Source organism: Stenotrophomonas sp. YJH_SMC_65, assembly GCF_059369475.1.
Window position 1 is genome coordinate 221,122 of record NZ_JCAFSR010000005.1, and the last position, 22,626, is coordinate 243,747.

The 22,626-nt window shown below is 66.7% G+C and carries 21 protein-coding genes; 4 read left to right on the forward strand and 17 right to left on the reverse strand.

The window, feature by feature from the left end; all coding sequences use genetic code 11:
• Positions 1-21 precede the first annotated feature (21 nt).
• The gene (locus AC5P7A_RS11480) at positions 22-1,317 is read right to left on the reverse strand and encodes an acetyl-CoA C-acetyltransferase (RefSeq protein WP_111206060.1); all 1,296 of its coding nucleotides are present in this window, start codon (positions 1,315-1,317) and stop codon (positions 22-24) included.
• A gap of 93 nt (positions 1,318-1,410) precedes the next feature.
• Between AC5P7A_RS11480 and AC5P7A_RS11485 the strand changes: the two genes are divergently transcribed.
• The gene (locus AC5P7A_RS11485) at positions 1,411-2,298 is read left to right on the forward strand and encodes a hypothetical protein (RefSeq protein WP_041862938.1); all 888 of its coding nucleotides are present in this window, start codon (positions 1,411-1,413) and stop codon (positions 2,296-2,298) included.
• Between the two features lie 296 nt (positions 2,299-2,594).
• Here the strand turns inward: AC5P7A_RS11485 and AC5P7A_RS11490 are convergent, their stop codons facing one another.
• The 14 genes from AC5P7A_RS11490 to glnA all read right to left on the reverse strand — a co-directional run bounded on the left by AC5P7A_RS11490 (position 2,595) and on the right by glnA (position 17,258).
• Positions 2,595-3,221: a superoxide dismutase family protein gene (locus tag AC5P7A_RS11490; protein ID WP_262217483.1), complete on the reverse strand. Its 627-nt coding sequence runs from the start codon at positions 3,219-3,221 to the stop codon at positions 2,595-2,597.
• A 32-nt stretch (positions 3,222-3,253) separates the two neighbouring features.
• Positions 3,254-3,823 (reverse strand): superoxide dismutase family protein, encoded by a 570-nt coding sequence (locus tag AC5P7A_RS11495; protein ID WP_032959349.1) that lies wholly within the window; start codon positions 3,821-3,823, stop codon positions 3,254-3,256.
• A 93-nt stretch (positions 3,824-3,916) separates the two neighbouring features.
• The gene (ntrC, locus tag AC5P7A_RS11500; RefSeq protein WP_032959347.1) at positions 3,917-5,365 is read right to left on the reverse strand and encodes a nitrogen regulation protein NR(I); all 1,449 of its coding nucleotides are present in this window, start codon (positions 5,363-5,365) and stop codon (positions 3,917-3,919) included.
• The gene (locus tag AC5P7A_RS11505) at positions 5,358-6,419 is read right to left on the reverse strand and encodes a two-component system sensor histidine kinase NtrB (RefSeq protein WP_032959394.1); all 1,062 of its coding nucleotides are present in this window, start codon (positions 6,417-6,419) and stop codon (positions 5,358-5,360) included. Before AC5P7A_RS11505 ends, ntrC begins: the two co-directional genes overlap by 8 nt.
• A gap of 115 nt (positions 6,420-6,534) precedes the next feature.
• Entirely contained in the window at positions 6,535-8,580 is a 2,046-nt protein-coding gene (locus AC5P7A_RS11510) for a TonB-dependent receptor (RefSeq protein WP_495220146.1), read from the reverse strand.
• 103 nt (positions 8,581-8,683) lie between these two features.
• Positions 8,684-8,998, reverse strand: a complete 315-nt coding sequence (locus AC5P7A_RS11515) for a hypothetical protein (RefSeq protein ID WP_005411860.1) — start codon at positions 8,996-8,998, stop codon at positions 8,684-8,686.
• 108 nt (positions 8,999-9,106) lie between these two features.
• Positions 9,107-10,273 (reverse strand): murein transglycosylase A, encoded by a 1,167-nt coding sequence (gene mltA, locus AC5P7A_RS11520; protein ID WP_032959393.1) that lies wholly within the window; start codon positions 10,271-10,273, stop codon positions 9,107-9,109.
• 67 nt (positions 10,274-10,340) lie between these two features.
• On the reverse strand, positions 10,341-11,087 hold the full coding sequence (locus AC5P7A_RS11525; RefSeq protein WP_329768357.1) for an N-acetylmuramoyl-L-alanine amidase: 747 nt from the start codon (positions 11,085-11,087) through the stop codon (positions 10,341-10,343).
• Positions 11,088-11,549: 462 nt separating this feature from the next.
• Complete coding sequence (locus AC5P7A_RS11530) at positions 11,550-12,017, reverse strand: hypothetical protein (RefSeq protein WP_329768356.1); 468 nt, start codon at positions 12,015-12,017, stop codon at positions 11,550-11,552.
• Complete coding sequence (locus AC5P7A_RS11535) at positions 12,014-12,391, reverse strand: VENN motif pre-toxin domain-containing protein (RefSeq protein WP_032959340.1); 378 nt, start codon at positions 12,389-12,391, stop codon at positions 12,014-12,016. The genes AC5P7A_RS11530 and AC5P7A_RS11535 overlap by 4 nt, the downstream gene beginning before the upstream one ends.
• A 563-nt stretch (positions 12,392-12,954) precedes the next feature.
• Positions 12,955-13,461: a hypothetical protein gene (locus AC5P7A_RS11540; RefSeq protein ID WP_152906982.1), complete on the reverse strand. Its 507-nt coding sequence runs from the start codon at positions 13,459-13,461 to the stop codon at positions 12,955-12,957.
• 274 nt (positions 13,462-13,735) lie between these two features.
• On the reverse strand, positions 13,736-15,166 hold the full coding sequence (gene amt, locus AC5P7A_RS11545) for an ammonium transporter (protein ID WP_014645492.1): 1,431 nt from the start codon (positions 15,164-15,166) through the stop codon (positions 13,736-13,738).
• Between the two features lie 22 nt (positions 15,167-15,188).
• Positions 15,189-15,527 carry a P-II family nitrogen regulator gene (locus AC5P7A_RS11550; RefSeq protein ID WP_004134334.1) on the reverse strand — a complete coding sequence of 113 codons (339 nt, stop codon included), beginning with the start codon at positions 15,525-15,527 and terminating at the stop codon, positions 15,189-15,191.
• Between the two features lie 321 nt (positions 15,528-15,848).
• Positions 15,849-17,258: a type I glutamate--ammonia ligase gene (glnA, locus tag AC5P7A_RS11555; protein ID WP_014645491.1), complete on the reverse strand. Its 1,410-nt coding sequence runs from the start codon at positions 17,256-17,258 to the stop codon at positions 15,849-15,851.
• Positions 17,259-17,480: 222 nt separating this feature from the next.
• On the opposite strand from glnA, the gene AC5P7A_RS11560 reads away from it, so the two are divergent.
• The 3 genes from AC5P7A_RS11560 (at position 17,481) to AC5P7A_RS11570 (ending at position 19,789) form a co-directional block, all read left to right on the forward strand.
• A complete protein-coding gene (locus tag AC5P7A_RS11560) occupies positions 17,481-18,275 on the forward strand; it encodes an undecaprenyl-diphosphate phosphatase (protein WP_014645490.1) in 795 nt (264 codons plus the stop codon).
• Between the two features lie 73 nt (positions 18,276-18,348).
• Positions 18,349-19,176 (forward strand): META domain-containing protein, encoded by an 828-nt coding sequence (locus AC5P7A_RS11565; protein ID WP_495220147.1) that lies wholly within the window; start codon positions 18,349-18,351, stop codon positions 19,174-19,176.
• Positions 19,177-19,255: 79 nt separating this feature from the next.
• Positions 19,256-19,789 (forward strand): NADPH-dependent FMN reductase, encoded by a 534-nt coding sequence (locus tag AC5P7A_RS11570; protein WP_495220148.1) that lies wholly within the window; start codon positions 19,256-19,258, stop codon positions 19,787-19,789.
• A gap of 101 nt (positions 19,790-19,890) precedes the next feature.
• Here the strand turns inward: AC5P7A_RS11570 and AC5P7A_RS11575 are convergent, their stop codons facing one another.
• Together AC5P7A_RS11575 and AC5P7A_RS11580 are read right to left on the reverse strand one after the other, a co-directional pair.
• Positions 19,891-20,502 carry a YbhB/YbcL family Raf kinase inhibitor-like protein gene (locus tag AC5P7A_RS11575; RefSeq protein ID WP_032961630.1) on the reverse strand — a complete coding sequence of 204 codons (612 nt, stop codon included), beginning with the start codon at positions 20,500-20,502 and terminating at the stop codon, positions 19,891-19,893.
• A 10-nt stretch (positions 20,503-20,512) separates the two neighbouring features.
• A complete protein-coding gene (locus AC5P7A_RS11580; RefSeq protein ID WP_053495707.1) occupies positions 20,513-22,582 on the reverse strand; it encodes a tetratricopeptide repeat protein in 2,070 nt (689 codons plus the stop codon).
• Positions 22,583-22,626 lie beyond the last annotated feature (44 nt).

Sequence of the window (22,626 nt, forward strand, 5' to 3'; positions counted from 1 at the left end):
GTTGGCGCGCGGTCGCAGCGATCAGCGTTCGACGATCGCCACCACGCCCATGCCGCCGGCGGTGCAGATCGACACCAGCGCGCGACCACCGCCGCGTTCGGCCAGCTGCTTGGCGGCGGTGGCGATGACGCGGGCGCCGGTGGCGGCGAACGGATGACCGGTGGCCAGCGACGAACCCAGCAGGTTGATCTTGTCCGGGTCGATGCGGCCCAGCGGTGCGTCCAGCCCCAGGCGGTTGCGGCAGTAATCCTCGCTCTCCCACGCACGCAGGGTGCACAGCACCTGCGCGGCGAAGGCTTCGTGGATCTCGTAGATGTCGAAGTCCTGCAGGGTCAGGCCATTACGCTTGAGCATCTCCGGCACCGCGATGGTCGGCGCCATAAGCAGGCCTTCGCCATGCACGAAGTCCACCGCAGAGACATGCGCGTCGCGCAGGTAGGCCTGCGGCTCATGGCCGTGCGCGCGCGCCCACTCTTCGCTGGCCAGCAGTACCGCAGCGGCACCGTCGGTCAGCGGGGTGGAATTGGCGGCGGTCAGCGTGCCACGGCCGGAAACCTTGTCGAACGCCGGCTTCAGCGTGGCCAGCTTTTCCAGCGAGGTATCCGGGCGCAGGATGTTGTCACGCTCGACGCCACGGAACGGTGCGATCAGGTCGTTGAAGAAGCCACGCTCATAGGCGGCGGCCAGCTTCTTGTGCGAGGACACCGCCCACTCATCCTGCGAGTCGCGCGAGATGTTCCATTCCTTGGCCATGTCCTCGCAGTGGTCGCCCATGCTCTTGCCGGTGCGCGGCTCGGCCACGCCCGGGAACTCGGGCTTGAGCTCGGAGAACTTGAAGCCGGAAGTGAGCGCGCGGATCTTGTCGCCAGTGCTCTTGGCGCGGTTGGCGGCCAGCAGGCGCGCGCGCAGCTTCTTGCCGTAGACGATCGGCACGTCGGAGGTGGTGTCCGAACCGCCGCCGATGCCCGATTCGATCTGGCCCAGCGCGATCTTGTTGGCGACAGTGATGATGCTGTCCAGCGAGGTGCCGCAGGCGCGCTGCAGGGTGATGCCCGGGGTCAGCGGCGACAGGCCGGAGGACAGCGTGGCTTCACGGCCCAGGTTCCAGTCGCTGGAGTGCTTGATCACCGCACCCATCGCCACTTCACCCAGTTGCTGGCCGTGCAGGCCGAACCGTTCGACCAGCGCGCCCAGCGTACGGACCGACATGCCGAGGTTGCCGACATCCGAATACGCGGTGTTCTGGCGGCAGAACGGAATGCGGACGCCACCGAGGATGGCGACGGGACGAGCGTTGGGCATGGAGATACCTGGCATGGATGAGGGTGTCTGCAACATGGCCTGCACGGCGGAGCAGGCATAATGGAGCCAAGTGTAGCTGCCGCCCTGTGATGGGCCAACCGTGGAACCATGAGCAAACCCGACCCCGCGATGAATGCCCTTGGCGTGCTGGCCCTGGAACTGGCCGGCGGCGAAATCCCCCGCCAGGCGGTGCTCAGCGCTGAACAGGCCGGTGAACTGGCCGAACGCGTCGGCCGTGACCTTTCCAAGCTGGTGCCGCAGGTGGCCGAGCTGGACCTGGTGTTCGCGGCCGCCCATTTCGACCCGGCCGAAGTACTGCGCCCGGGCTGGCCGATCCATCGCCGCCTGGAAGAACTGCAGATGCGTGCCCCGGGCCGCAACCAGGGCCCGCGCCTGCTGGCCTTCGGCACCGATGCCGCAGGCGATGTGCCGCTGCCGTTCCAGGCCGATGCGACCCTGGTGGGGGGCGGCCTGCGCGTGGTGCCGTTCCTGCTGACCGGCAGCGACGTGGCCACCACCAACGCGGTGGCCAATGCGCTGGAAGAAACACTGCTGGCCAACGGCATGGCGCATGCCGACACCGCGTTGATGGCACAGAACAGCTTCGGTGCCCGCATCGAACACGCGCGCTATTTCACCGTGAACGACCTGGCCGCGATGATGTCGATGCAGTACGACAACCAGGGCTTGGCGGCGCTGTGGCCGCTGATCGAGACCGCGATCATGGCGCCGGGCGAAGACGAGTGGCTCAATGCCGCGCCCGAGCCGCTGCTGCGCTATACCCATGGCGAGGCACGCATGGCGCTGTTCGATCCGGCCGGTTGGTGCGCGTACTACAACCACAGCAAGAACGATTGCGACCGCCTGCAGGGCATCTACGAGCAGTTCCTGATGCGCCAGCGGCAGATGGCCGCGGTGCTGGAAGCGCACGGCGTGCCGGTGCTGTTCGTGCACTGCGAGGCCGGGCAGGACGCGCGCGAGCTGCTGGCGCGCTGAAGGCGGGTAGTGCCGGCCGCTGGCCGGCAACCTCCGGATGTGCGATTGCCGGCCAGCGGCCGGCACTACCGATAAAGAAGAACGCCGGCTTGCGCCAGCATTTTCCGTTTCCAGCATAAAGGGCCGCAGTGCTGTTCGTGCACTGCGGGGCCGGGCACGACGCGCGCGAGCTGCTGGCGCGCTGAAGGCGGGTAGTGCCGGCCGCTGGCCGGCAACGTCCGGATCTGCGATTGCCGGCCAGCGGCCGGCACTACCGATAATGAAAAACGCCGGCTTGCGCCGGCGTTCCTTGATTCTTACGGGGCCTTCTGGATCACCGCACACGCCAGGCGTGCGCCGGCGTTGCCGGTCGGCTGGGTCTTGTAGTCGTCCGCATCGGCGTGGACGATCAGGCCGCGGCCGATGATGTCGAAGTCATCACCCTTGCCGATGTTGACATTGCTCGACACCGGGCCGTCGATGGTGGCCACGCCCTTGTCGTCGGCCTTGATGTTGGGCATGTCGCCGCCGTGGTGCGGATCGGTGGCGACGTTGCCGTGATCCTGCTTGCCCGGGTTGAAGTGGCCGCCGGCGCTCATGCCGTCCGGCGCGCTGCAGTCGCCCTTCTCGTGGATGTGGAAGCCGTGCTCGCTGCCCGGCTTCAGGCCAGTGATCTGGCCGGTCACGTGGACCTTGCCGTCGACCACCTTGAAGGTGACGCTGCCCTTGGTTTCGTTGCCCTGGGTCGGTGCCAGTTCGGCGGTGGCCGAGGCATCGGCAGCCGGTGCATCCGCCGGGGCTGGCGTTGCGGCCGGTTCGGTGGTGGCGCCCTCGGCCGGGGCGGCCGGCGGGGTTTCCGTCTGCGGAGCGGCCGGCTGCTGGCCGCAGGCCGCCAGGCCCAGCGCGGCGATGGCCGCAAACAGCGAAGTGTGGATCAGACGCATTGGAATCTCTCCCTGGATGTTGCCTGCAGTGATCAGCGGACGACCCGGATCACGCCACAGGCGATGCGGACGCCGGCATTGCCGGCGGGCTGGCTGCGATAGTCGTCGGCGTTGGCATGCACGACCAGTGCACGTCCGGCGATATCGGTGGCGGCGCCTCCGCCAAGGGTAACGCCCTTGAGGTGGATATCGACGTTGGCGCGCCCCTGGGCATCGGCACGCAGGTTGTCCATGTCGCCCAGGTGGTGCTTGCCGGTGCCGGCGCGGCCATGCGCGGCGCCACCGGGATTGAAGTGGTTGCCGGCGCTGCTGGCATCCACCGCGCTGCAGTCGCCACGCTCGTGGATGTGGAAACCGGCCTGCTGCAACGGCTGCAGGCCACCGATCAGGCCGGTGATGTGGATACCGCCGGGCTCCACCATCAGTGCGATGCGGCCACTGACGATGCTGGCCGAGGCCGGCGACAGATTGGCCTCGCCCTGCTTCGCTGCGCTGACCACGGTGGGCGGCGGCGGGGTGGGCTCGGCCTTCTTCGGCGCGCTGCCACAGGCAGACAGCAGCACGGCGGCGGACAACGGCAGGATGGCAAAGGACAGACGCATCGAAGACTCCTTGCAGGTGACACTAAGCATTGCATCGTCCATGAACGATCAACGGTTCGGCAAGCGGGCGCGAGGATCGCGTGCAGGGACCGTTCAATGGCCCCCGCGGCGGCGCCCGGCGCCCAGCTTGCGGGTAAGGGTATTGCGGCCGAGGCCGAGGCGGGCAGCGGCTTCGGCGCGGCGACCGTGGGTGATCTGCAGCGCTGCCTCCAGCAGGGCATGGTCGACCCGCTCGCGCACCTGCGCGTGCAGCCCTTCCACGCCCTCGGCCAGCTGACGGCGCGCCCATTCGGCCAGCAGCGCTTCCCATTGGCCCGGATCGGCTGCGCTGCCGCTGTTGCGGCGGCCGCGCGCGCGGTTCAGCGCGGTATCGACATCGGCCACGCCGATGGTGTCGGCGGCGGCCAGCGCGGCCATCCGCCAGCACACGTTCTCCAGTTCGCGCACGTTGCCCGGCCAGTCGTGTTCGCGCAGCGCCTGCAGAGCCGCGGCGGTGAGGCGCTTCGGCGGCGTATCCAGCCTGCGTGCGGCGGCGGCCAGGAACGTGCTGGCCAGTTGCGCGATGTCCTCGCGGCGCTCGCGCAGCGGCGGCAACTGCAGGCGCACCACGTCCAGGCGATGCAGCAGATCGGCGCGGAACTTGCCCTGCGCGACCAGGCCTTCCAGATCCTGGTGGGTGGCGGCCACCACGCGCACATCGACGCGGATCAGCTCGCGGCCACCGACGCGGAAGAACTCACCCTGCGCCAGCACACGCAGCAGGCGGGTCTGCAGCGGCAACGGCATGTCGCCGATCTCATCCAGGAACAGCGTGCCGCCGTTGGCCTGCTCGAAGCGGCCGACATGACGGCGCTGCGCACCGGTGAAGGCGCCAGCTTCGTGGCCGAACAGCTCGCTCTCCAGCAGTTCGGCCGGGATCGCGGCGGTATTGAGCGCGACGAACGGGCCCTGCGCACGCGGCGATTCGCGGTGCAGCGCATTGGCCACCAGCTCCTTGCCGGTGCCGGTCTCGCCGGTGATCAGCACCGCCAGCGGTGCCTGCGCCAGGCGACCGATGGCGCGGAACAGCGCACGCATCGGGGGGGTATCGCCCACCAGTTGCGGCGGCTGGTCGCCGGGCGTTTCGGCGGCGGGGCTGGGGGCGGCCAGCGCGGGCGCCACGGCCGGCAGCACACGCTGCGCCAGCGCCACGGCATCGTCCAGGTCGAACGGCTTGGACAGGAATTCATGCGCGCCCCCGCGGAACGCACCGGCGGTGCTGGCGACATCGGTATAGGCCGACATCACCACCACCGGCAGCTGCGGCAACGCGGCCTTGAGCTTGTCCAGCAGTACCAGGCCATCGTCGCCGGGCATGCGCACATCGGTGAACAGCAGCGCCGGTGGCGGGCCCGCGCTCAACGCCTGCAGGGCGGGAGCGGCACTGTCGAAATCAACGACCTGGTACCCCGCCTCGCGCAGCGCGGTGCACAGTACGAAGCGCACCGCACGATCATCGTCGACCACCCAGATGCGCTGTGCGGTGGTGGGGGACTCAGACATCGCGCGGGGCCTCCTCGGCAGGAGCGGCGCCGTTGCCGATCGGCAACAGCAGGGTGAACACGGTATGGCCCGGACGCGAGCGGTAGGTGAGCGTGCCGCGATGCTCGCGCGCGACCTGCTGGGCCAGTGCCAGGCCCAGCCCGGTGCCTTCGGCACGGCCACTGACCAGCGGCAGGAACAGGTGTTCGGCCAGCTCCTCGGGCACGCCACGGCCGTCGTCGGCGATTTCCAGGCGCAAGGCCAACGTGTGCAACTGCTCGGCGATGCGCACCCCATGCTCCACGCGGGTGCGCAGGGTGATGCTGCCGGCACCGGCCTGGATCGCGTTGCGCACCAGGTTCCACACCGCCTGGGTGAGGCGGTCGGCGTCGCCGTGGAATTCGGGAATGCTGGGGTCGTAGTCGCGCTGCAGGCGTACCGCCCAGCCGGCCTCGTTCTCGGCCAGGCGCAGCACACGTTCCAGCGCGGCATGGATGTTCAGTTCCGCATGCGGCGCGGCCGGGGCCGGCGACAGCAGCTGGTCGAGAAGGCCGTTGAGGCGCTCGATCTCCGAGCCGATCAGTTCGATCAGCTCACGTTCGCTGGCGTCGCGCTGCGCCGCGCGGCGGGCCAGCAGCTGGGCCGCGCCCTTCAGCCCGGCCAGCGGGTTGCGCAGCTCGTGGGCCAGGCCCTTCAGCGCCGCGCTGAGCGCACTGGGCAGCGCCTGGGTTGGGTCCAGCCCGGGGAATTCATCGACCGGATGCGCCTCCAGCAGCCAGCCACCATCGTCGCGGCGGCTCATCCAGCCCTCGGCGAAGCGCGGCGCCTCGCCGGGCACCGCCAGCGCCAGCCGGTTCAGGCGCAGGCTGTCGCGCTCATCGCGGGCCAGGAAATGGGCAAGTGCCTCGCCCTGCACTTCCAGTGCGGCCAATGGCCGACCCAGCAGGCGCCGGACGCTGACGCCCAGCCAGCGGGCGAAGGCCGGATTGCAGCCGGCAATGCAGCCATCGGCCCCGGCCCAGGCCAGCGGCGTGCCCAGGGCATCAAGGGACGGCGGGGGTGCGGGGTCGGACATTGCACCAATGTAGTGCAAAACGCGGGGTTCGGGGTCAGAGCCCTTTCCTGGCGGAAAGGGATCTGACCCCTGCTGCAGGTCGAGCAAGCTCGACCACTACCAGATGCAGGGCCGGTTACAGCTTCATGTTGAGGCCAACGAACACGCTGCGGCCCGGGGCTGGCGAGAACATCGGGCGGGCGCTGTCCCAGAAGAAGCTGTCGTACCAGGCGTAGGCGTACTGGCGGCCGGTGACGTTCTTCAGTTGCAGGTCCACGCTGAAACGCGGGGTGAGCTGATAGGCAGCACTGAGGTCGAGCACGGCGAAGCCACCGAACTTGCCGGCCACGTTGCGCTCCTCAAGGTAGTAGTCGCCCTGCGCGCGTGCCTGCAGGCCGAGGCGCAGCGCGTCGCTGGCGCGGTAGTCCACACCCAGATTGCTGATGTGGCGCGGGGTGGCGGCCACTTCGCGGCCGTGCAGGGAAATGCCGGCATCGCGGTCGTCGCGGGTGATCTTCGCTTCCTGGTAGGCGTGCGACGCCCATACCGTCCAGTCATCGCCCAGCTGCAGGCTCAACTGCGCATCCACGCCGCGCCGGCGGGTCTTGCCCAGGGTGACCGTGGTGCCGGTGGCAGGCATGTTGGATACCTCGTTTTCCGCGTCCTGCTGCCACACCGCCAGGCGCGCCTGGGCGCCCTGGAACGGCTGGAACTTCAGGCCCAGCTCCATGCCCGTATTGGTGGACGGCTGCATCGGCGCCTGCCCCGGGGTGAGGTAGGCCGGTGCGGTGGACCCGATCAGCACCTGGAAGGTGCGGCCCCAGTTGGCGTAGACGTGGGTGGTCTGGCCCAGGCTGTGGATGATGCTCAGCTTGGGCTGGCCGATGCTGCCGTAATCCTGCAGCCGGGCGGTGATGCCGTTCATCAGGTGCGTGCGGCCACTGAAGCGATCAATACGATAGGCCGGCACGATCTTCCACGCCTCGGCGGGCTGGTAGATCGCCTGCACGTAGGCGCCCCAGTTGTCGAAGCTGTGGCGGTCGTCGTTCTGCACGCGCGCCGGCGGCTGGCTGTAATCGGTCGGTTCGGCGTAGGCATAGCGCTCGCGGATATAGCCGTTGTCCTGCTGCTCGTAGTTCAGGCCGCCCTCGACAGTAAGCGTGGAGCTGGCCTGCCAGGTCAGCGTGCTGAGCAGGCCAGTCTGGCGTTCATCCCACACGCGGCGCTGGCGCGGCAGGTTGCCGGTGGGCAGGTCGCTGAAGGTCACGCGGCGGTCGTCTTCATAGCGGTTGTAGTAGAGCCGCGTGCCGAAGGTGAGTGCGTCGGACAGCTTCAGGTCGACGTGCGCGGCGATCTGGCGCATGTCGCGGTCATCGCCGTCGTTGCCGTTGCGCAGCTCGCTGCCACGGCGGTGCGTGCGCAGTTCCTCGGCGGTCATGAAGCCCGGTTCGTCGGCCTCATGGTGGTAGGCGCGCGCGGTCAGGCCCACGCGCAGCCCTTCGTCCAGCGTGCCGAAGAACCACTTGCCGCCCAGCGAGTACTTCCTGGAGGTGTCGTGGTCGCGATAACCATCGCTGGCCTGGGTGCCGACAAAGTAGTTCTGCGCGAAGCCATTGGCTTCGCGGCCAATCGCCAGCTGCGCATCACGGGTGTTGTAGCTGCCGTAGGCCAGGCGCGCATCGGTGTAGCTGCCGCCCTGGCGCGTACCGAAGTTCACGTTGCCGCCGATGTTGTGCAGGCCATAGCGCGGATCGTTGGTACCACGCACTACTTCGATGTAGCTGATGTCCAGCGGGAACAGCATGTCGATGAAGCGCTGGTTGCCGCTGTTGACGTTGCTGGGGATGCCGTCGATGAGGGTCTTGATGGCATTGAGGTAGCCCTCGCCGTTGAAGGCGCGGAAGCTGACCTTGCCCGATTCGGCACCCTGCCGGGTTTCGGTGAGCTGGATGCCGGGCATCTGCCCGAGCAGTTCCCAGCTGTGCGAAACGTTGCGGTTTTCGATCTGGTCTGCACCCAGCACGTCCACCGAGGTCAGCACCTGGTGCGCACTGAGCTGGCCTTCGCCGTGCTGGTGCACCTGCACCTTGCCGAGGGTGAGCGCGGCATCGGCGGCCTGTGCGAAAGCTTCAGGGGCGAACGGCGCGGCCGCCAGGGCGGCCACAAGGGTGGGAGTCTTCATGGGAAGGGGCGGTTACGGTGAAATGTAATTATATAACATTTCACGTGCCCGCTTTTGCAGCGTCGAGCAAGGCTCGGCGCTACAAGGGCGGGAGCCGGGCGGATTACACCGGGTAGCCGGTGGCTTCCCGTGCCTTCTTCCAGGCGGCTTCGAATTCACGCGCGGAGATTTCGTCGTCCTCGTCGAAATCCAGGAACGACACCGGCTGGTCGGCCAGCAGGAAACGGTCATCGCTGTGGGCGTGCTCGTCGGCCCAGACCATCTTGGTGCCGTAGATTTCCACCTGCCGCACGATCTTGTCGCCGCGCGCTTCCATCAGCACGTTGCCCTTGCCCAGGCCCGATTCGGCCCAGTGCTTGTAGTACTTCTTTGCGGCGGATTTCGCGCCGGGTTTTGCGTTGTGCTTTGCGTAGGTCATTGCAGGGGTCCTGGCCGCAGGCGCGGCCGGAAAGTTCGGAATGGCGCCATTATCAGGCATCCGGGGCCAGAGCCCTTTCCTTTGGAAAGGGATCCGCCCCCTGCTGGTTCAGTTCGGCAGGGGCACGCCCTTCGGCCACAGCATCCAGATGTTGCCCTTCTGCTTCATGTCGCCGGCCAGCTTGCCGGCGGCATCGCCACTGCCCCAGTACAGGTCCGCGCGCACCTCGCCGGCGATGGCGCCGCCGGTGTCCTGCGCAGCCACCGGGCGTACCACGGGCGTGCCATCGGGGCGCGTGGTCGACAGCCACAGCAGGCTGCCCAGCGGCACCACGGTACGGTCCACCGCCACGCTGTAGCCCGCGGTGAGCGGCACGTTCAGTGAACCACGCGGGCCTTCCGGGCTGTCCGGATTGCGCACGAAGAACACATAGCTGGGGTTGCTGCGCAGCAGTTCCGGCACGCGCGCGGGATTGGCCCGGGCCCAGGCGCGGATCGCATCCATGGTGACGTCTTCCTTCTTCAGCTGGCCCTGGTCCACCAGCCAGCGACCGATGGCACGGTAGGGGTGGCCGTTCTGTTCCGCATAGGCCAGCCGTACCTGCTTGCCATCGGCCAGGCGCACGCGGCCGGACCCCTGGATCTGCAGCAACTGCAGGTCCATCGGATCGGTCAGCCAGGCCAGCACCGGCGCCTTGGCGCCCTTGGCCGCGATGGTGCCGGCGTCGTCATAGGGCTTGAGCACCTTGCCTTCGACGCGCCCGCGCAGGCGCTTGCCCTTCAGTTCCGGGTAGAGGCTGTCCAGCTGCACCACCACCAGATCATCCGGCGTGCCGTAGACCGGCACCGTCGCCTTGTCGGTGCGGGTCAGGCTGCCGGGGTAGATCGGCTCGTAGTAGCCGGTGATCAATCCGTCGGCCTGATGGCCACCGGCACGCAGCGCATAGGCATCGAGGTCGCGCTGCAGGAACTGGCGGATCGCGGCCGGGTTCTTGTCTGACACCGCTGCGGCGGTGGCGCAGGGCTTGGCCCAGACAGCGTCGTTTTTCAGGCGGGCGCAGCTGCTGCGCCAAGCCACGAAGCCGGCCTGCAGATCGCTGTCCGAGACCGCTGGCAGGGCTTTCCAGCCGACCTTGGCGTAGGTGGCCGCCGGCGGCGAGGTCGGCGTGGGCGCTTCGGAGCCCGTGCGGGGAGCGGTGGTGGCGCAACCGGCGAGCACGGCCGCTGCCAGCAGGGTCCAGTGCTTGCGCTTGAAGAAGGTGGCGGAATCGATCATGCCGCCATGGTGGCGGGCCGGCCGCTGGGCGGCAACCCAGCGCGGGGCCAAGCGTTCATGCGCGGAGTCACGGCGTCTGCAGCAGCAGCGAGTGCAGGATGCGGGCGTCCTCGGCATCCAGCGTCTTCGGCAGGTCGTCGCGGCCACGGAAGCGGCGGTGGAACGCAGCGACGGTGGCGTCGCGGTTGTCGAGCGGATAGCCGAAGCGGGCCAGCGCATTCCACGCGTCGAATCCTTCCGGTGCCGCGCCGTCGGCCGCGCGCGGCCACACGCCGAAGCCGGCCTCGGCCAACTGCTGCCATGGGAAGAAGCGGCTCGGATCCTGCTTGCGCGTCGGCGCCAGGTCGGCATGGCCGATCACCTGGCGCGGCGGGATGTTCAGGCGCGTGGTGAGATCGCGCAGCAGCACGATCAGCGATTCGATCTGTGCCGCACTGAACGGGCTGCGGCCATCGTTGTCGAGCTCGATACCGATCGAAGCCGAATTGAGATCGGTGATGGTGCCCCAGCGCCCGGCGCCGGCGTGCCAGGCACGGCGCTCATCAGCCACCAGCTGGTAACGATGGCCATCGGCGCCGATCAGGTAGTGCGCACTGACCGGCCCACCGCTATTGGCCGTGCGCAACGTATGCAGGCTCTGCTGCACCGATTTCTGCTCGGTGTGGTGGATGACGATGATGACCGGGGTGCGCGCGTTCTGGTTGGGTGATGGGACCCAGGTGGCGAGCGGGTTGTGCTGCACAGGCACGGTGGCGGTGCAGGCCGAAAGGGCCAGGGCCAGCAGTGTGGAAGCCAGAAGGCGGGGGCTGATCATGGGCGGATTGTAACCATGGACTGCAGCCGTGGTTCTTCGCTTCGTCCGGATCGCTGTAGAACTGGGGAGCTGTCATGCAAAAACTCAATGACGCCCCCACCTCATGCCCAAATCTCAAACTCCAATTCGAATAGCCAAACGCCCAAGTTCCTCATCACCTACCTTCAATCCTCGAAACGGACCCAGCCATGCCGCCGAATCGATTCCAACACCGTGGACACGTGAACCCAGGGAACAACCCTCATAACAACTTGAACAAAATGATTCATCAACGGCCCTCAGATCCCGCCAGTGGCCGATTTGGTCAATCCCTCCGCGCCCGCATTGCGAAGAAATCTACCTTGGCGCGTCACCACTGCTTCGACCGGTGACATACAGACTGGCAACACCGTCAAGCCGAGCAACTTCATCGAGGCGGCCGTTTAACCCCAACTTCCATTGAACAAGCAACCGCCCAGAACCCTATGCCCTCACCTTCCTAACCGACTCCACCCACTCAGCCCAGACAGAGGAATCATCAAGACAACCGGAATCACCTGGAGGCGACATAAGGCGAACAACAACTTCGAACAGCGGAAGATCCTCACCAGATCGATCAAAAATCGACTCAAGGAATACCATCATTACCGAGAACGCATCCAGCAACGCCAAGTACCCGCCCGACGAATTAATTTGTGCGCTACAAAATTCAGAATTAAGAGCACTCCCCACGGTGACAACCTCTGCAAATGCATCACACCAGTCATCCCACATTGCCGGATCGTTGGGCAAGCCATTCGCCCATAGAAATGACCCTCCCGAGGATAACAGATCAACAAGAGTGTCCTGCCCCTCCCCCCTCTCCATATACTTCTGAAGGAACACGCACATCAATACATATGCAGCCTGAACGGAAACTCTTCCAGCATCTTTCACATCACTAGCACTCATTTCGTGACCTTCTTTTGCTCCGACAGCCCGCCCGCCAGTGCGCCAACTGCCTGCGACAACGCCAGCACCATCTCTTTCTGCTCCGGGCTCAGCTTGGAGGGGTCTCCGCCGGTCAATGTATTAGTCAGTACCTTCGCGGCCAACTCGCCGCCGGCCGCGGACACGGCTCCGGTTCCCGCACTGCCACCATCGGCTTCCGCCAGCAGCGCACCCAACACCGCATGCGACAGCAGTTGCAGAGTCGCATTGGGGTCGCTGCCGTGGTTCGGGTCAAGCGTGCTGCCGATGAAGTGAGCGGCATAGGGCGCCAGTGCATTGGACGCGGCCTGGCCAGCGCCCTGTCCCGCCACACCGCCCACCAGCGCCGTCGTCACTGCGTTCAGTGCACGGCTGTACTCATCGATGCCCCCTACTTCCCCGCGCCGCTGTATGCCTGGCTATTTGCCGCCGCCATCTTGCTGCGCACAGGCACCCGATTCCATCGCCCTCAGTCACAAGGCCGTGTTGACCTTCATCATTCGTCCAATCCGCGGCCAGATCAACATGTAGAAGGCACCCACGGCCAACCCGATGAAAAGCATGATGCCAGCGCGCCTGGGAGCCCACCCAAACCAAAAGGAAGGACTGGTCCAGACCTTTATCCAAGCGCCAGGAGAGAAGGCACCCTCGAACGCGAGCCACGCCAACAAGGCACAGATTGGTGCAGCTACAACATAACGAGCTTTGAACCGCGGAAGAAACTTGTCCACAAGCATAACCCCGGGCACACCGAAGATGAGGCCCAACACAGCGGCTATGGCGCAAACCAGCGATGTGAAAATTGCAGCCTGCGAAAAGCTGCCTATCCGAGAACTCAGCGGAATGCCTATGAATAGAGCCGCTCCAAGCACGGAGCTGGCAATCACAGACACAATCTTTGCCCCCAACTCACGCTCACTCACTGGCAGATCTCCACCATCTTTCCATCAGAGCCCCGGTAGCTCATGCATTTCTGCCTTGAGGGAAAAGTACTCCAAGGCCACCGCAACTTGCCAACTTCGCCACCAGTATCGCGCGTATTGGAACTCCACACTTGGCCCACCAATTCGAGTTGAACATTGGACGCGAACCCGTACCCCAGCCTCTGGTTGAGACTGAGAATCCACCGAATCCATCCGGAAGCACCTGTCGGATCACAAAGCCCGGATCCAATGCATGTGCTCCAGGCACCATGATGTTGATCAGACTGCTGGTGCTCGGATCGACGATCGATGCTGGAAAGCCCCAGCTCCGGAGGCAGGCCGTAGGAGAGTCGCCACAGACCGGAGGAAAGGCAGCGATAGGTGAGCTCCACAGCGAAGCTCCAGTGTTCTCGATCTCCTGCGCCGGCCACACTACGCACCAGCGCATGCGGACTGTAGTCGTCCAGGGTCAGCAGGTAGACATACCATTCGATGTCTTCCATCACTGCTGCGGAAGTCGCCTGAATCACGCCTACTCCGTTCTGTAGTCCATCGAGGTCGTTGGAGGCGTGTACACGCCCACCTGCAGACAGCCATTGGAGCAGGAACGGTAGAGCCACGCCATGCGTGGATGGGCTACCCGCTGTGCCGACCAACGGTCGGCACCCACCAGAGCAGACCCAGACCCCGTGCCAAGCAAGCTTGGCACCTACCAGAACAAGGACAGTGGAAGTGCCGACCAACGGTCGGCACCCACCACGTCAGTGCGCCGCCACGTCAGGCCTCGTAGGCGGACTCGCCGTGCGAAGTCACATCCAGGCCGGTGCGCTCTGCTTCTTCGGTCACGCGCAGGCCGACCACGACCTTGACCACCAGCAGGATGACCGCGGTCATCACCGCCGACCACACCACGGTCAGGCCGACGCTGACCACCTGCACCCAGACCTGATGGGCGATATCCAGATCGGCCTTTGTGCCGCCCAGCGACTGCGCACTGAACACGCCGGTGAGGATCGCGCCGACGATGCCGCCGACACCATGCACACCGAACACGTCGGCGGTGTCGTCCACCTTCAGCAGGCGCTTCAGGCCGGTCACGCCCCACACGCAGACCACGCCAGCGACAAAACCGATCACGATCGCGCCAAGCGGCCCGACGGTGCCACAGGCCGGGGTGATGCCGACCAGACCGGCCACCGCACCCGACGCAGCGCCCAGCGCCGACGGCTTGCCCTTGCCGATCGCCTCCACCAGGGTCCAGCCAAGCACGGCAGCGGCGGTGGCCAGCACGGTGTTGAGGAAGGCCAGCGAGGCCACGGTGTCGGCCGCTGCTGCCGAGCCGGCGTTGAAGCCGAACCAGCCCACCCACAGCAGCATCGCGCCGATGTAGGTAAACGGCACATTGTGCGGCTTCAGCGCGGTCTGGCCATAGCCCAGGCGCTTGCCGACGAACCACGCGCCGACCAGGCCGGCGACGCCCGCGTTGATGTGCACCACGGTACCGCCGGCGAAGTCGATGGCACCCAGCTCACCCAGGTAGCCGCCACCCCAGACGATATGTGCCATCGGGATGTAGCTGAGGGTGAACCACAGCGCCGAGAACAGCAGCACCGCGCGGAACTTGATGCGCTCGGCGAAGGCACCGACGATCAGCGCGGTGGTGATGCCGGCAAAGGTCGACTGGAACGCGACGAACAGATAGTCCGGCAGGCCCTTGATCGGCGTGTTGCCCACCGACTCCGGGGTGAAGCCCTTGAGGAAGGCGAATTCGGTGAACGAGCCGAAGAACGGATTGCCGGCGCTGAACACCGCGCTGTAGCCATAGGCCACCCACAGCAGCAGCACCAGCGAGAACACCACCAGGATCTGGCTGAGCACCGACAGCACATTCTTCGAACGCACCAGGCCGCCGTAGAACAGGGCCAGGCCCGGTACCACCATCAACAGCACCAGCAGGGTCGAGGTGAGCATCCAGGCGACGTCGCCACGATCATAGGCGGCGGCCGCTTCGGCCACGGCCGGCGCCGCGGCGGTGGCGGCCGCATCGTGCAGCGGCTCGACCGCCACGCTTTCGCTCGGCAACGGCGATACCTGGGCCTGGGCATGGGCGCTGCCCGGCCAGGCACCGGCGGCCAGTGCGCTGAGCAGCATCAACAGGCACACCAGATGGAACCGGGCTTGCCACCCGGTGAGAAGGCGCATCTTCATGGGGGGAATCTCCGGAAGGGGGTTACAGCGCGTCGGCACCGATTTCGCCGGTGCGGATGCGGATGACCTGTTCGACGGCGGTGACGAAAATCTTGCCGTCACCGATCTTGCCGGTGCCTGCCGACGACTGGATCGCTTCGATCACCGCGTCGGCACGCTCGTCGGTGACCACCGTTTCGATCTTGATCTTGGGCAGGAAATCGACGACGTACTCGGCGCCGCGATACAGCTCGGTGTGGCCCTTCTGGCGACCGAAACCTTTCACTTCGGTCACGGTGATGCCCGACACGCCTGCATCGGACAGGGCCTCGCGGACCTCGTCGAGCTTGAACGGTCGGATGATGGCGGAGATCAGTTTCATGCGCATGTCCCGAGGGTGGATGGGGCCAGCGCGCCAGCGCGCGTTGGCATCAGGCAACCACGGGTCATCAGGATGATGACCGTGGCTGTTGCACCGGACACGTACAGGGCCGGGACGGCCGTGCCTCTCTCCTTGCACGACCGACGCGGGAGGGAGGGCGGCCCTGGTCGCGTATCCGGTCTCTCTCTTGCCCCTGGATAGGGATCAGCGCCCATTCGTAAACGAATGGGATCCGACCCCGATCTGACCGCGGCTCCCCAGCCGCGAAAACGGAAGCGATGGCGGCGGGTGGGAGGGGGAACCCACCGCCATCGCATCCGGTCAGCTGGCGTAGTACAGCTGGTATTCCAGCGGGTGGGTGGCCGCGCGGAACTTGGTCACTTCCTGCATCTTCAGCGCGATGTAGCCGTCGATGAAGTCATCGCTCATCACGCCGCCGGCCTTCAGGAACTCGCGGTCCTTGTCCAGCGCTTCCAGCGCCTGGTCCAGCGAGGAGCAGACCTGCGGGATCAGCTTCTCTTCCTCCGGCGGCAGGTCGTACAGGTCCTTGTCGCTCGGTGCACCCGGGTCGATCTGGTTCTTGATGCCGTCCAGGCCGGCCATCATCAGTGCGGTGAAGGTCAGGTAGCCGGACTGGATCGGGTCCGGGAAGCGCATTTCGATGCGGCGCGCCTTCGGGTTGGACACCCACGGAATGCGGCACGACGCCGAACGGTTGCGGGCCGAGTAGGCCAGCATCACCGGCGCCTCGAAGCCCGGCACCAGGCGCTTGTAGCTGTTGGTGCCCGAGTTGGCGAAGGCATTGATGGCCTTGGCGTGCTTGAAGATGCCGCCGATGTACCACAGCGCCAGCTGGCTCAGGCCACCGTAGCCGTCACCGGAGAACAGGTTGGTGCCGCCCTTGGACAGCGACTGGTGCACGTGCATGCCGCTGCCGTTGTCGCCCACGATCGGCTTGGGCATGAAGGTAACGGTCTTGCCGTTGCGGTGCGCGACGTTCTTGATCACGTACTTCATGCGCAGCAGTTCATCGGCCTTCTGCACCAGGGTGCTGAACTTGGTGCCGATCTCGCACTGGCCGGCGGTGGCCACTTCGTGGTGCTGCACTTCCACTTCGATGCCGACCTGTTCCAGGGTCTTGCACATCTCGGCGCGCAGGTCGTGCAGGGTGTCGGTCGGCGGCACGGGGAAGTAGCCGCCCTTCACGCCCGGACGGTAGCCGCTGTTGGCGCCGTCGTACTTGGCGCCGCTGTTCCAGGCGGCTTCTTCGGAATCGACCTTGAAGAAGGTGTTGCCCATTTCATTGGCGAAACGGACCGAGTCGAAGATGAAGAACTCCGGCTCCGGGCCGAAGAACGCGGTTTCGGCGATGCCGGAGGACTTCAGGTAGGCCTCGGCGCGCTTGGCGATGCCGCGCGGGCAGCGGCCGTACGGCTGCATGGTGGCCGGATCGAGGATGTCGCAGCTGATCACGATGGTCGGATCTGCGTAGAACGGGTCGACGTAGGCGCTGGTGGTGTCGGGCAGCAGGACCATGTCCGATTCGTTGATGCCCTTCCAGCCGGCGATCGAGCTGCCGTCGAACATCTTGCCTTCTTCGAACAGCGACGGTTCGACAATGCTGACCGGGAAGGTGACGTGCTGCTCGACGCCACGCATATCCACGAAACGCAGATCGACGAACTCGATCTGGTTGTCCTTGATCAGCTTCTCAACGTTTTCCACGGACATCGGTACGACCTCGGATGGGGATGAATGCCTGCTGAGGTAGAGCAACGACCGTGCCAACTTTTCGCTGGCCGCAAGTCATTGATTTCAAAAAGGGCGCTCCGTGGCGGTGCAGAACAGTGCGCACCAAACGGGTGCACCCGCCACCAGACGCACCCGTTTGGTGCGGCAGGGATCGTCTATCCTCTCGACCTTCTTCCTTCCGCCGCGCGTCACGCACCGTCCATGTCCGACCTGCTCTCCGCCCTGCTGCTGGGCATCCTCGAAGGCTTGACCGAATTCCTGCCGATCTCCAGCACCGGCCACCTGCTCATCGCCCAGCACTGGCTGGGTGCCCGCTCGGACTTCTTCAACATCGTCATCCAGGCCGGCGCGATCGTGGCCGTGGTGCTGGTGTTCCGCCAGCGCCTGCTGCAGCTGGCCACCGGCTTCAACCAGCGCGAGAACCGTGAGTACGTGTTCAAGCTGGGCGCCGCCTTCCTGGTCACCGCCGTGGTCGGCCTGGTGGTGCGCAAGGCCGGCTGGTCGCTGCCGGAGACGGTCAGCCCGGTGGCCTGGGCATTGATCATCGGTGGTGTCTGGATGCTGCTGGTGGAGGCCTACACCGCGCGCCTGCCCGACCGCGACCAGGTGACCTGGACGGTGGCGATCGGCGTGGGCCTGGCACAGGTCGTGGCCGGCGTGTTCCCCGGCACCTCGCGCTCGGCCTCGGCGATCTTCCTGGCCATGCTGCTGGGCCTGAGCCGCCGCGCCGCCGCCGCCGAGTTCGTGTTCCTGGTCGGCATTCCCACCATGTTCGCCGCCAGCGCCTACACCTTCCTGGAAATGGCCAAGGCCGGGCAGCTGGGCAGCGAGGACTGGGCCGACGTGGGCGTGGCCTTCCTTGCCGCGGCCATCACCGGCTTCGTCGTAGTGAAGTGGCTGATGGGCTACATCAAGTCGCACAGGTTCACCGCCTTCGCGATCTACCGCATCGCACTGGGCGCGGCGCTGCTGCTGTGGTTGCCCTCCGGCAGCTGAACAGCGCCGGGGTACGGTAACCCCGTTGCCGGCCCCACCCCGTTTCCCCCACGGTTCCCCAAGGAGAATCACCATGAACCGCAAGCTCACCCTGCTCCTCCCGCTGGCCCTGATGGCCGCCTGCAGCCAGACCCCGGCCCCGGCCGGCACCGGCGGCGACGACGTGGCCCCGGCCGCGGCCAAGGCAGCAGACCAGCAGACGCTGGCGCACCTGGATGCGCAGCGCCTGCAGAGCCAGCACTGGGTGCTGCAGCAGGCCACCGGCGCCGACGGCAAGCGCATCGACGCGCTGTTCGCCCGCGAAGACAAGCCGGTCACCCTGGACTTCGCAGATGGCCGCCTGTCGGTCAGCAACACCTGCAACCGCATGGGCGGCGGCTACACCCTGGCCGACGGCAAGCTGACGGTCAGCGCGATGGCCTCGACCATGATGGCCTGCACCGACAAGGCGCTGATGGCGCTGGACGAAGCCGTGTCGAGCCGCCTGCAGGGCGAGCTGAAGGCCGAGCAGGATGCCGATGGCAAGCTGACGCTGACCAACGCCAAGGGCGACGTGCTGGTGTTCAACCCGGAGCCGACCGCTGAAACCCGCTACGGCGGCGCCGGCGAAACCGTGTTCCTGGAAGTGGCCGCCAAGACGCAGAAGTGCTCGCACCCGCTGATCCCGGACTACCAGTGCCTGCAGGTGCGCGAAGTGAAGTTCGACGACAAGGGCCTGAAGCAGGGTGAGCCGGGCAAGTTCGAGAACTTCTACGGCACCATCGAGGGCTACACCCACGAAGACGGCGTGCGCAACGTGGTGCGCGTGAAGCGCTACGAAGTGAAGAACCCGCCGGCCGATGCGCCGTCGCAGGCGTACGTGCTGGACATGGTGGTCGAGTCGGCCATCGAGAAGAAGTAAATAAACAGAAGGGCGGCCACGAGGTCGCCCTTCTACGTTCTGTAGCGTCGACGCAGCCCCACGTGGCAGCCTTGCCACGATGAAGATTCTCGCCATATCCGGCAGCGCGCGCCGGCAGTCGACCAACACCGCTCTGCTGGTGGCCCTGAAAACCATCGCGCTGCCCGGCATGGAGATCGAGGTCTACGCCGGGGTCGGCGAACTTCCGGTGTTCTCCCCCGATCTGGAAGGCACCGATGAACCCTGCAGCGTGACGCGCTTCAAGGCGGCCATCGCCCGCAGCGACGGTGTGCTGGTGTGCAGCCCTGAATACGTGCGTGGCATTCCCGGCGGATTGAAGAATGCGATCGACTGGCTCGTATCCGGCGACCAGATCGTCGGTCGGCCCATTGCGTTAGTGCATGCGTCCCATCGTGGCGAGGACATGCTGCAGGCACTTCGCGCGGTGCTGTCCACGGTCAGTGCCGCGTTCAGTACAACGCTGTTCCTGCGTGTACCGGTGCTGGGCCTGGAACCGGAGGAGATCTTCGAGGTGCTTCAGTCGGAAGTGCATCGCGCCGAAGCGGATGCGTTCCTGGCAGGGTTTGCTGTTTACTGCAGGTCCATTGCGTAGCAGAAGCAGCCGAGCATGGGCTCGGCTCTACAAGGCAAAGTCGAGCATGGCTCGACTCTGCAGAAAGCAAAGCCGGGCATGCCCCGGCCCTACAAGGGCTCTCAGCCCAGCGCCGGGTTCAACGTGTAGGTGCCGTGCAGTGCCGCTTCGGCGAGCACGTGGCCGTGCATGGCGCGGTAGGCGTCGGCGGCGGTGAAGCGTGCCGGCAGCTGCAGCGATGCCACGTCCAGCGCGAACACGCGGAAGAAGTAGTGGTGCAGGCGTTCGTCGTTGAACGGCGGGTACGGGCCGTCATAGCCCAGGTAGTCACCGGCCATGTCCGGATTGCCTGCGAACCAGCCGGTGAAGTCGTTCAGGCCCTGGCGGCTGCCGGCCGGGCCGGCCGGTTTGGACTTGCCCTTCACCACGAAGCCGTCGCTGCAGCTGCCTGCGGCGATCTCGCGCACCGAGGCCGGAATGTCGGCCATTACCCAATGCACGAAATCACAGCGCGGCTGGTCGCGCGGCACGCTCATGTCGGTGCGGCCGACCGTCTCCGGCACGGTCGGCACGTCCGGATCGACACACACCAGCAGGAACGAACGGGTGCCCTCCGGCACATCGCTCCAGGCCAGGTGCGGATTGCGGTCCGGTGCGAAGCCCGCGGCATCGCCGGCGGCGAATTCGCGGTCGATCGGTGCACCGTTGGTCAGGCTGTGGCTGCTCAGTTGCATCGGCGTGTCCTCACTCTTCCGGATAACCCAGGCGCACCGCGATCGGGGTGAGCTTGGCGAAGGCGGCGCTCATCACGTCGCGGTAGTTGCGCCAGTGGCCCGGCGGGAAGCGCGGCGCACCCAGTTGCGCGGCTGGCGGCATCGGCCGCTCGAACAGGCGGCCCAGCAGTTCGGCCATCGCCTGCGGATCGTTGCCGATCTGGTCGATGCGCAGCAGCACCTGCGGGTACAGATCGTCCTCGTGCAGGGCGGCGACCTGGGCCAGCGCGCGCGCCAGCCATTCGCTGGCTTCGGCCAGCGAGGTCATTGCCAGCGGTGCGGCGGCACCGTAGGCCACCCAGTCCAGCAGCATGTCGCGCGGATCGCGCAGCACCACCAGCAGGCGGCCCTGCGGCAGCTGCGGGCGCAGCGCCCACAGCAGCGCGTTGTCCCACCACAGCAGCCAGTCGATGATCGCGTCGTCCTGCACGCCGCGCGACGGCAGCTGTTCGCGCCAGCGCTGCACCAGCCGCTCCGGGGTCAGCACGCCCGAGGCAAGGTCCTGCAGCGTGTGGTAGTTCTGGAACGCGTCGTCGGGTGCGTTGGAGGTATAGCGGTCGCTGCGCAGCACCGGGCTGGCGGCGGCCAGGCCGGTCGCCACGCGCTCCACGCCCGAACCCGGCGCGCCCCACAGGAAGATCGGCGCGGAAGTGGCATCACCGTCGATCTCGCCCTTGTCCGGCCAGCTCGGCGGCGCCTTGGCCTGCGGCGGCAGCGGCAGGCGCTGCGGTGCCTGGTCGGCCTGCAGTGCCAGCCAGGTCTGCAGCGCGTCTTCGTGCTGCCCGGCGCGATCCTGGATCTCACCCAGCCAGGTGCGCAGGTCGGCGCGGTGGCCTTCCGGTGCCATGTCGATCAGCGCCTGCACGCGGGCGACCGCGGCGGCCGGATCGCGCTGCAGCAGGCCTTCGACCAGGCGGGTTTCGCCGCTGACGCGGCCCGGTTCGAGGTTGACGATGCGCTCGGCGATCGCTTCGGCCTGGGCGTGTTCGCCCACCATGTCGTGCAGGCGCAGGCGCGCTTCCAGCGCCGGCAGGTGGCCCGGCATCGCGTCCATCCAGCGCTCGACCGTGGCGGCGGCGGTGGCACTGCCGACCTCTTCCACCGCCAGGCGTGCCAGCCACAGGTCGTGCAGCTGCGGGTGCTGCTCCAGGGCGGCATCCAGGCGTGCGCGGGCCTCGTCTTCGCGGCCCAGGCGCTGCCAGGACATCAGCAGCAACTGCAGTACGTCGCGGTCGTCAGGCAGCGATTCCAGCAACGGCAGCAGGTGCTCCAGCGCCTGCAGCGGCTGGCCGCCGCGCAGTGCCAGTTCGCCGGCCAGGCGGCGCATCGATGGCGTATCCAGGCCCTGCTGCTGCAGCGCGATCTGCATCGCTTCGGCGGCAGCGTCCAGGTTGCCCTGGCGCATGGCCAGCTGCACCACCAGGCCATGCAGCGAGGCGATGGTCGGGTTCAGTTCCAGCACGCGGCGGAACGCCTGCTCGGCGAAGGCCAGCATGTTCTTGCCCAGGTAGGCGAAGCCCAGTGCGTAGAGCACGCGAATGTCGTTGGGCTGGGCCTGGTTGGCGGCCGACAGCAGCGTCAGCGCGCGATCGGCATCATCGCGGCGCAGCGCGATCATGCCGTCGATGGTCAGCAGTTCCGGGTGGTCCGGTTCGACACGCGAGGCCAGGGTGGACAGGCGCTGCGCTTCATCGAAATCGTTGCGGCCGATCGCCAGGTGGGCCTGCATCAGGTAGGCAGCGAAGGCGTTCGGGTCCAGCCCGGTGGTGCGCGTCAGTGCTTCGCCAGCGCCGTCGAACTGGCGCAGGGCCAGCAGCAGGCCGGCGTGCTGCAGGTGCAGCTGGGCATTGTCCGGGGCCAGCTGCAGCGCCTGCTGCAGGGCCTCCATCGCGTCCTCGGCCTTGCCCTGCTGCTGCAGCGCAAGCGCCAGCCAGCGGTGGGCCTCGGCCTGGCCGGGTTCATCACGGGTCCACGCCTGGGCCAGCTGCACGGCCTGGTCGGCCTCGTTCTGGCGCAACGCTTGGATGATCTGGTCTTGCATGGCGGTCCGGTTCAAGGGCAAACCCGCATTGTAGCGGCCTGCGC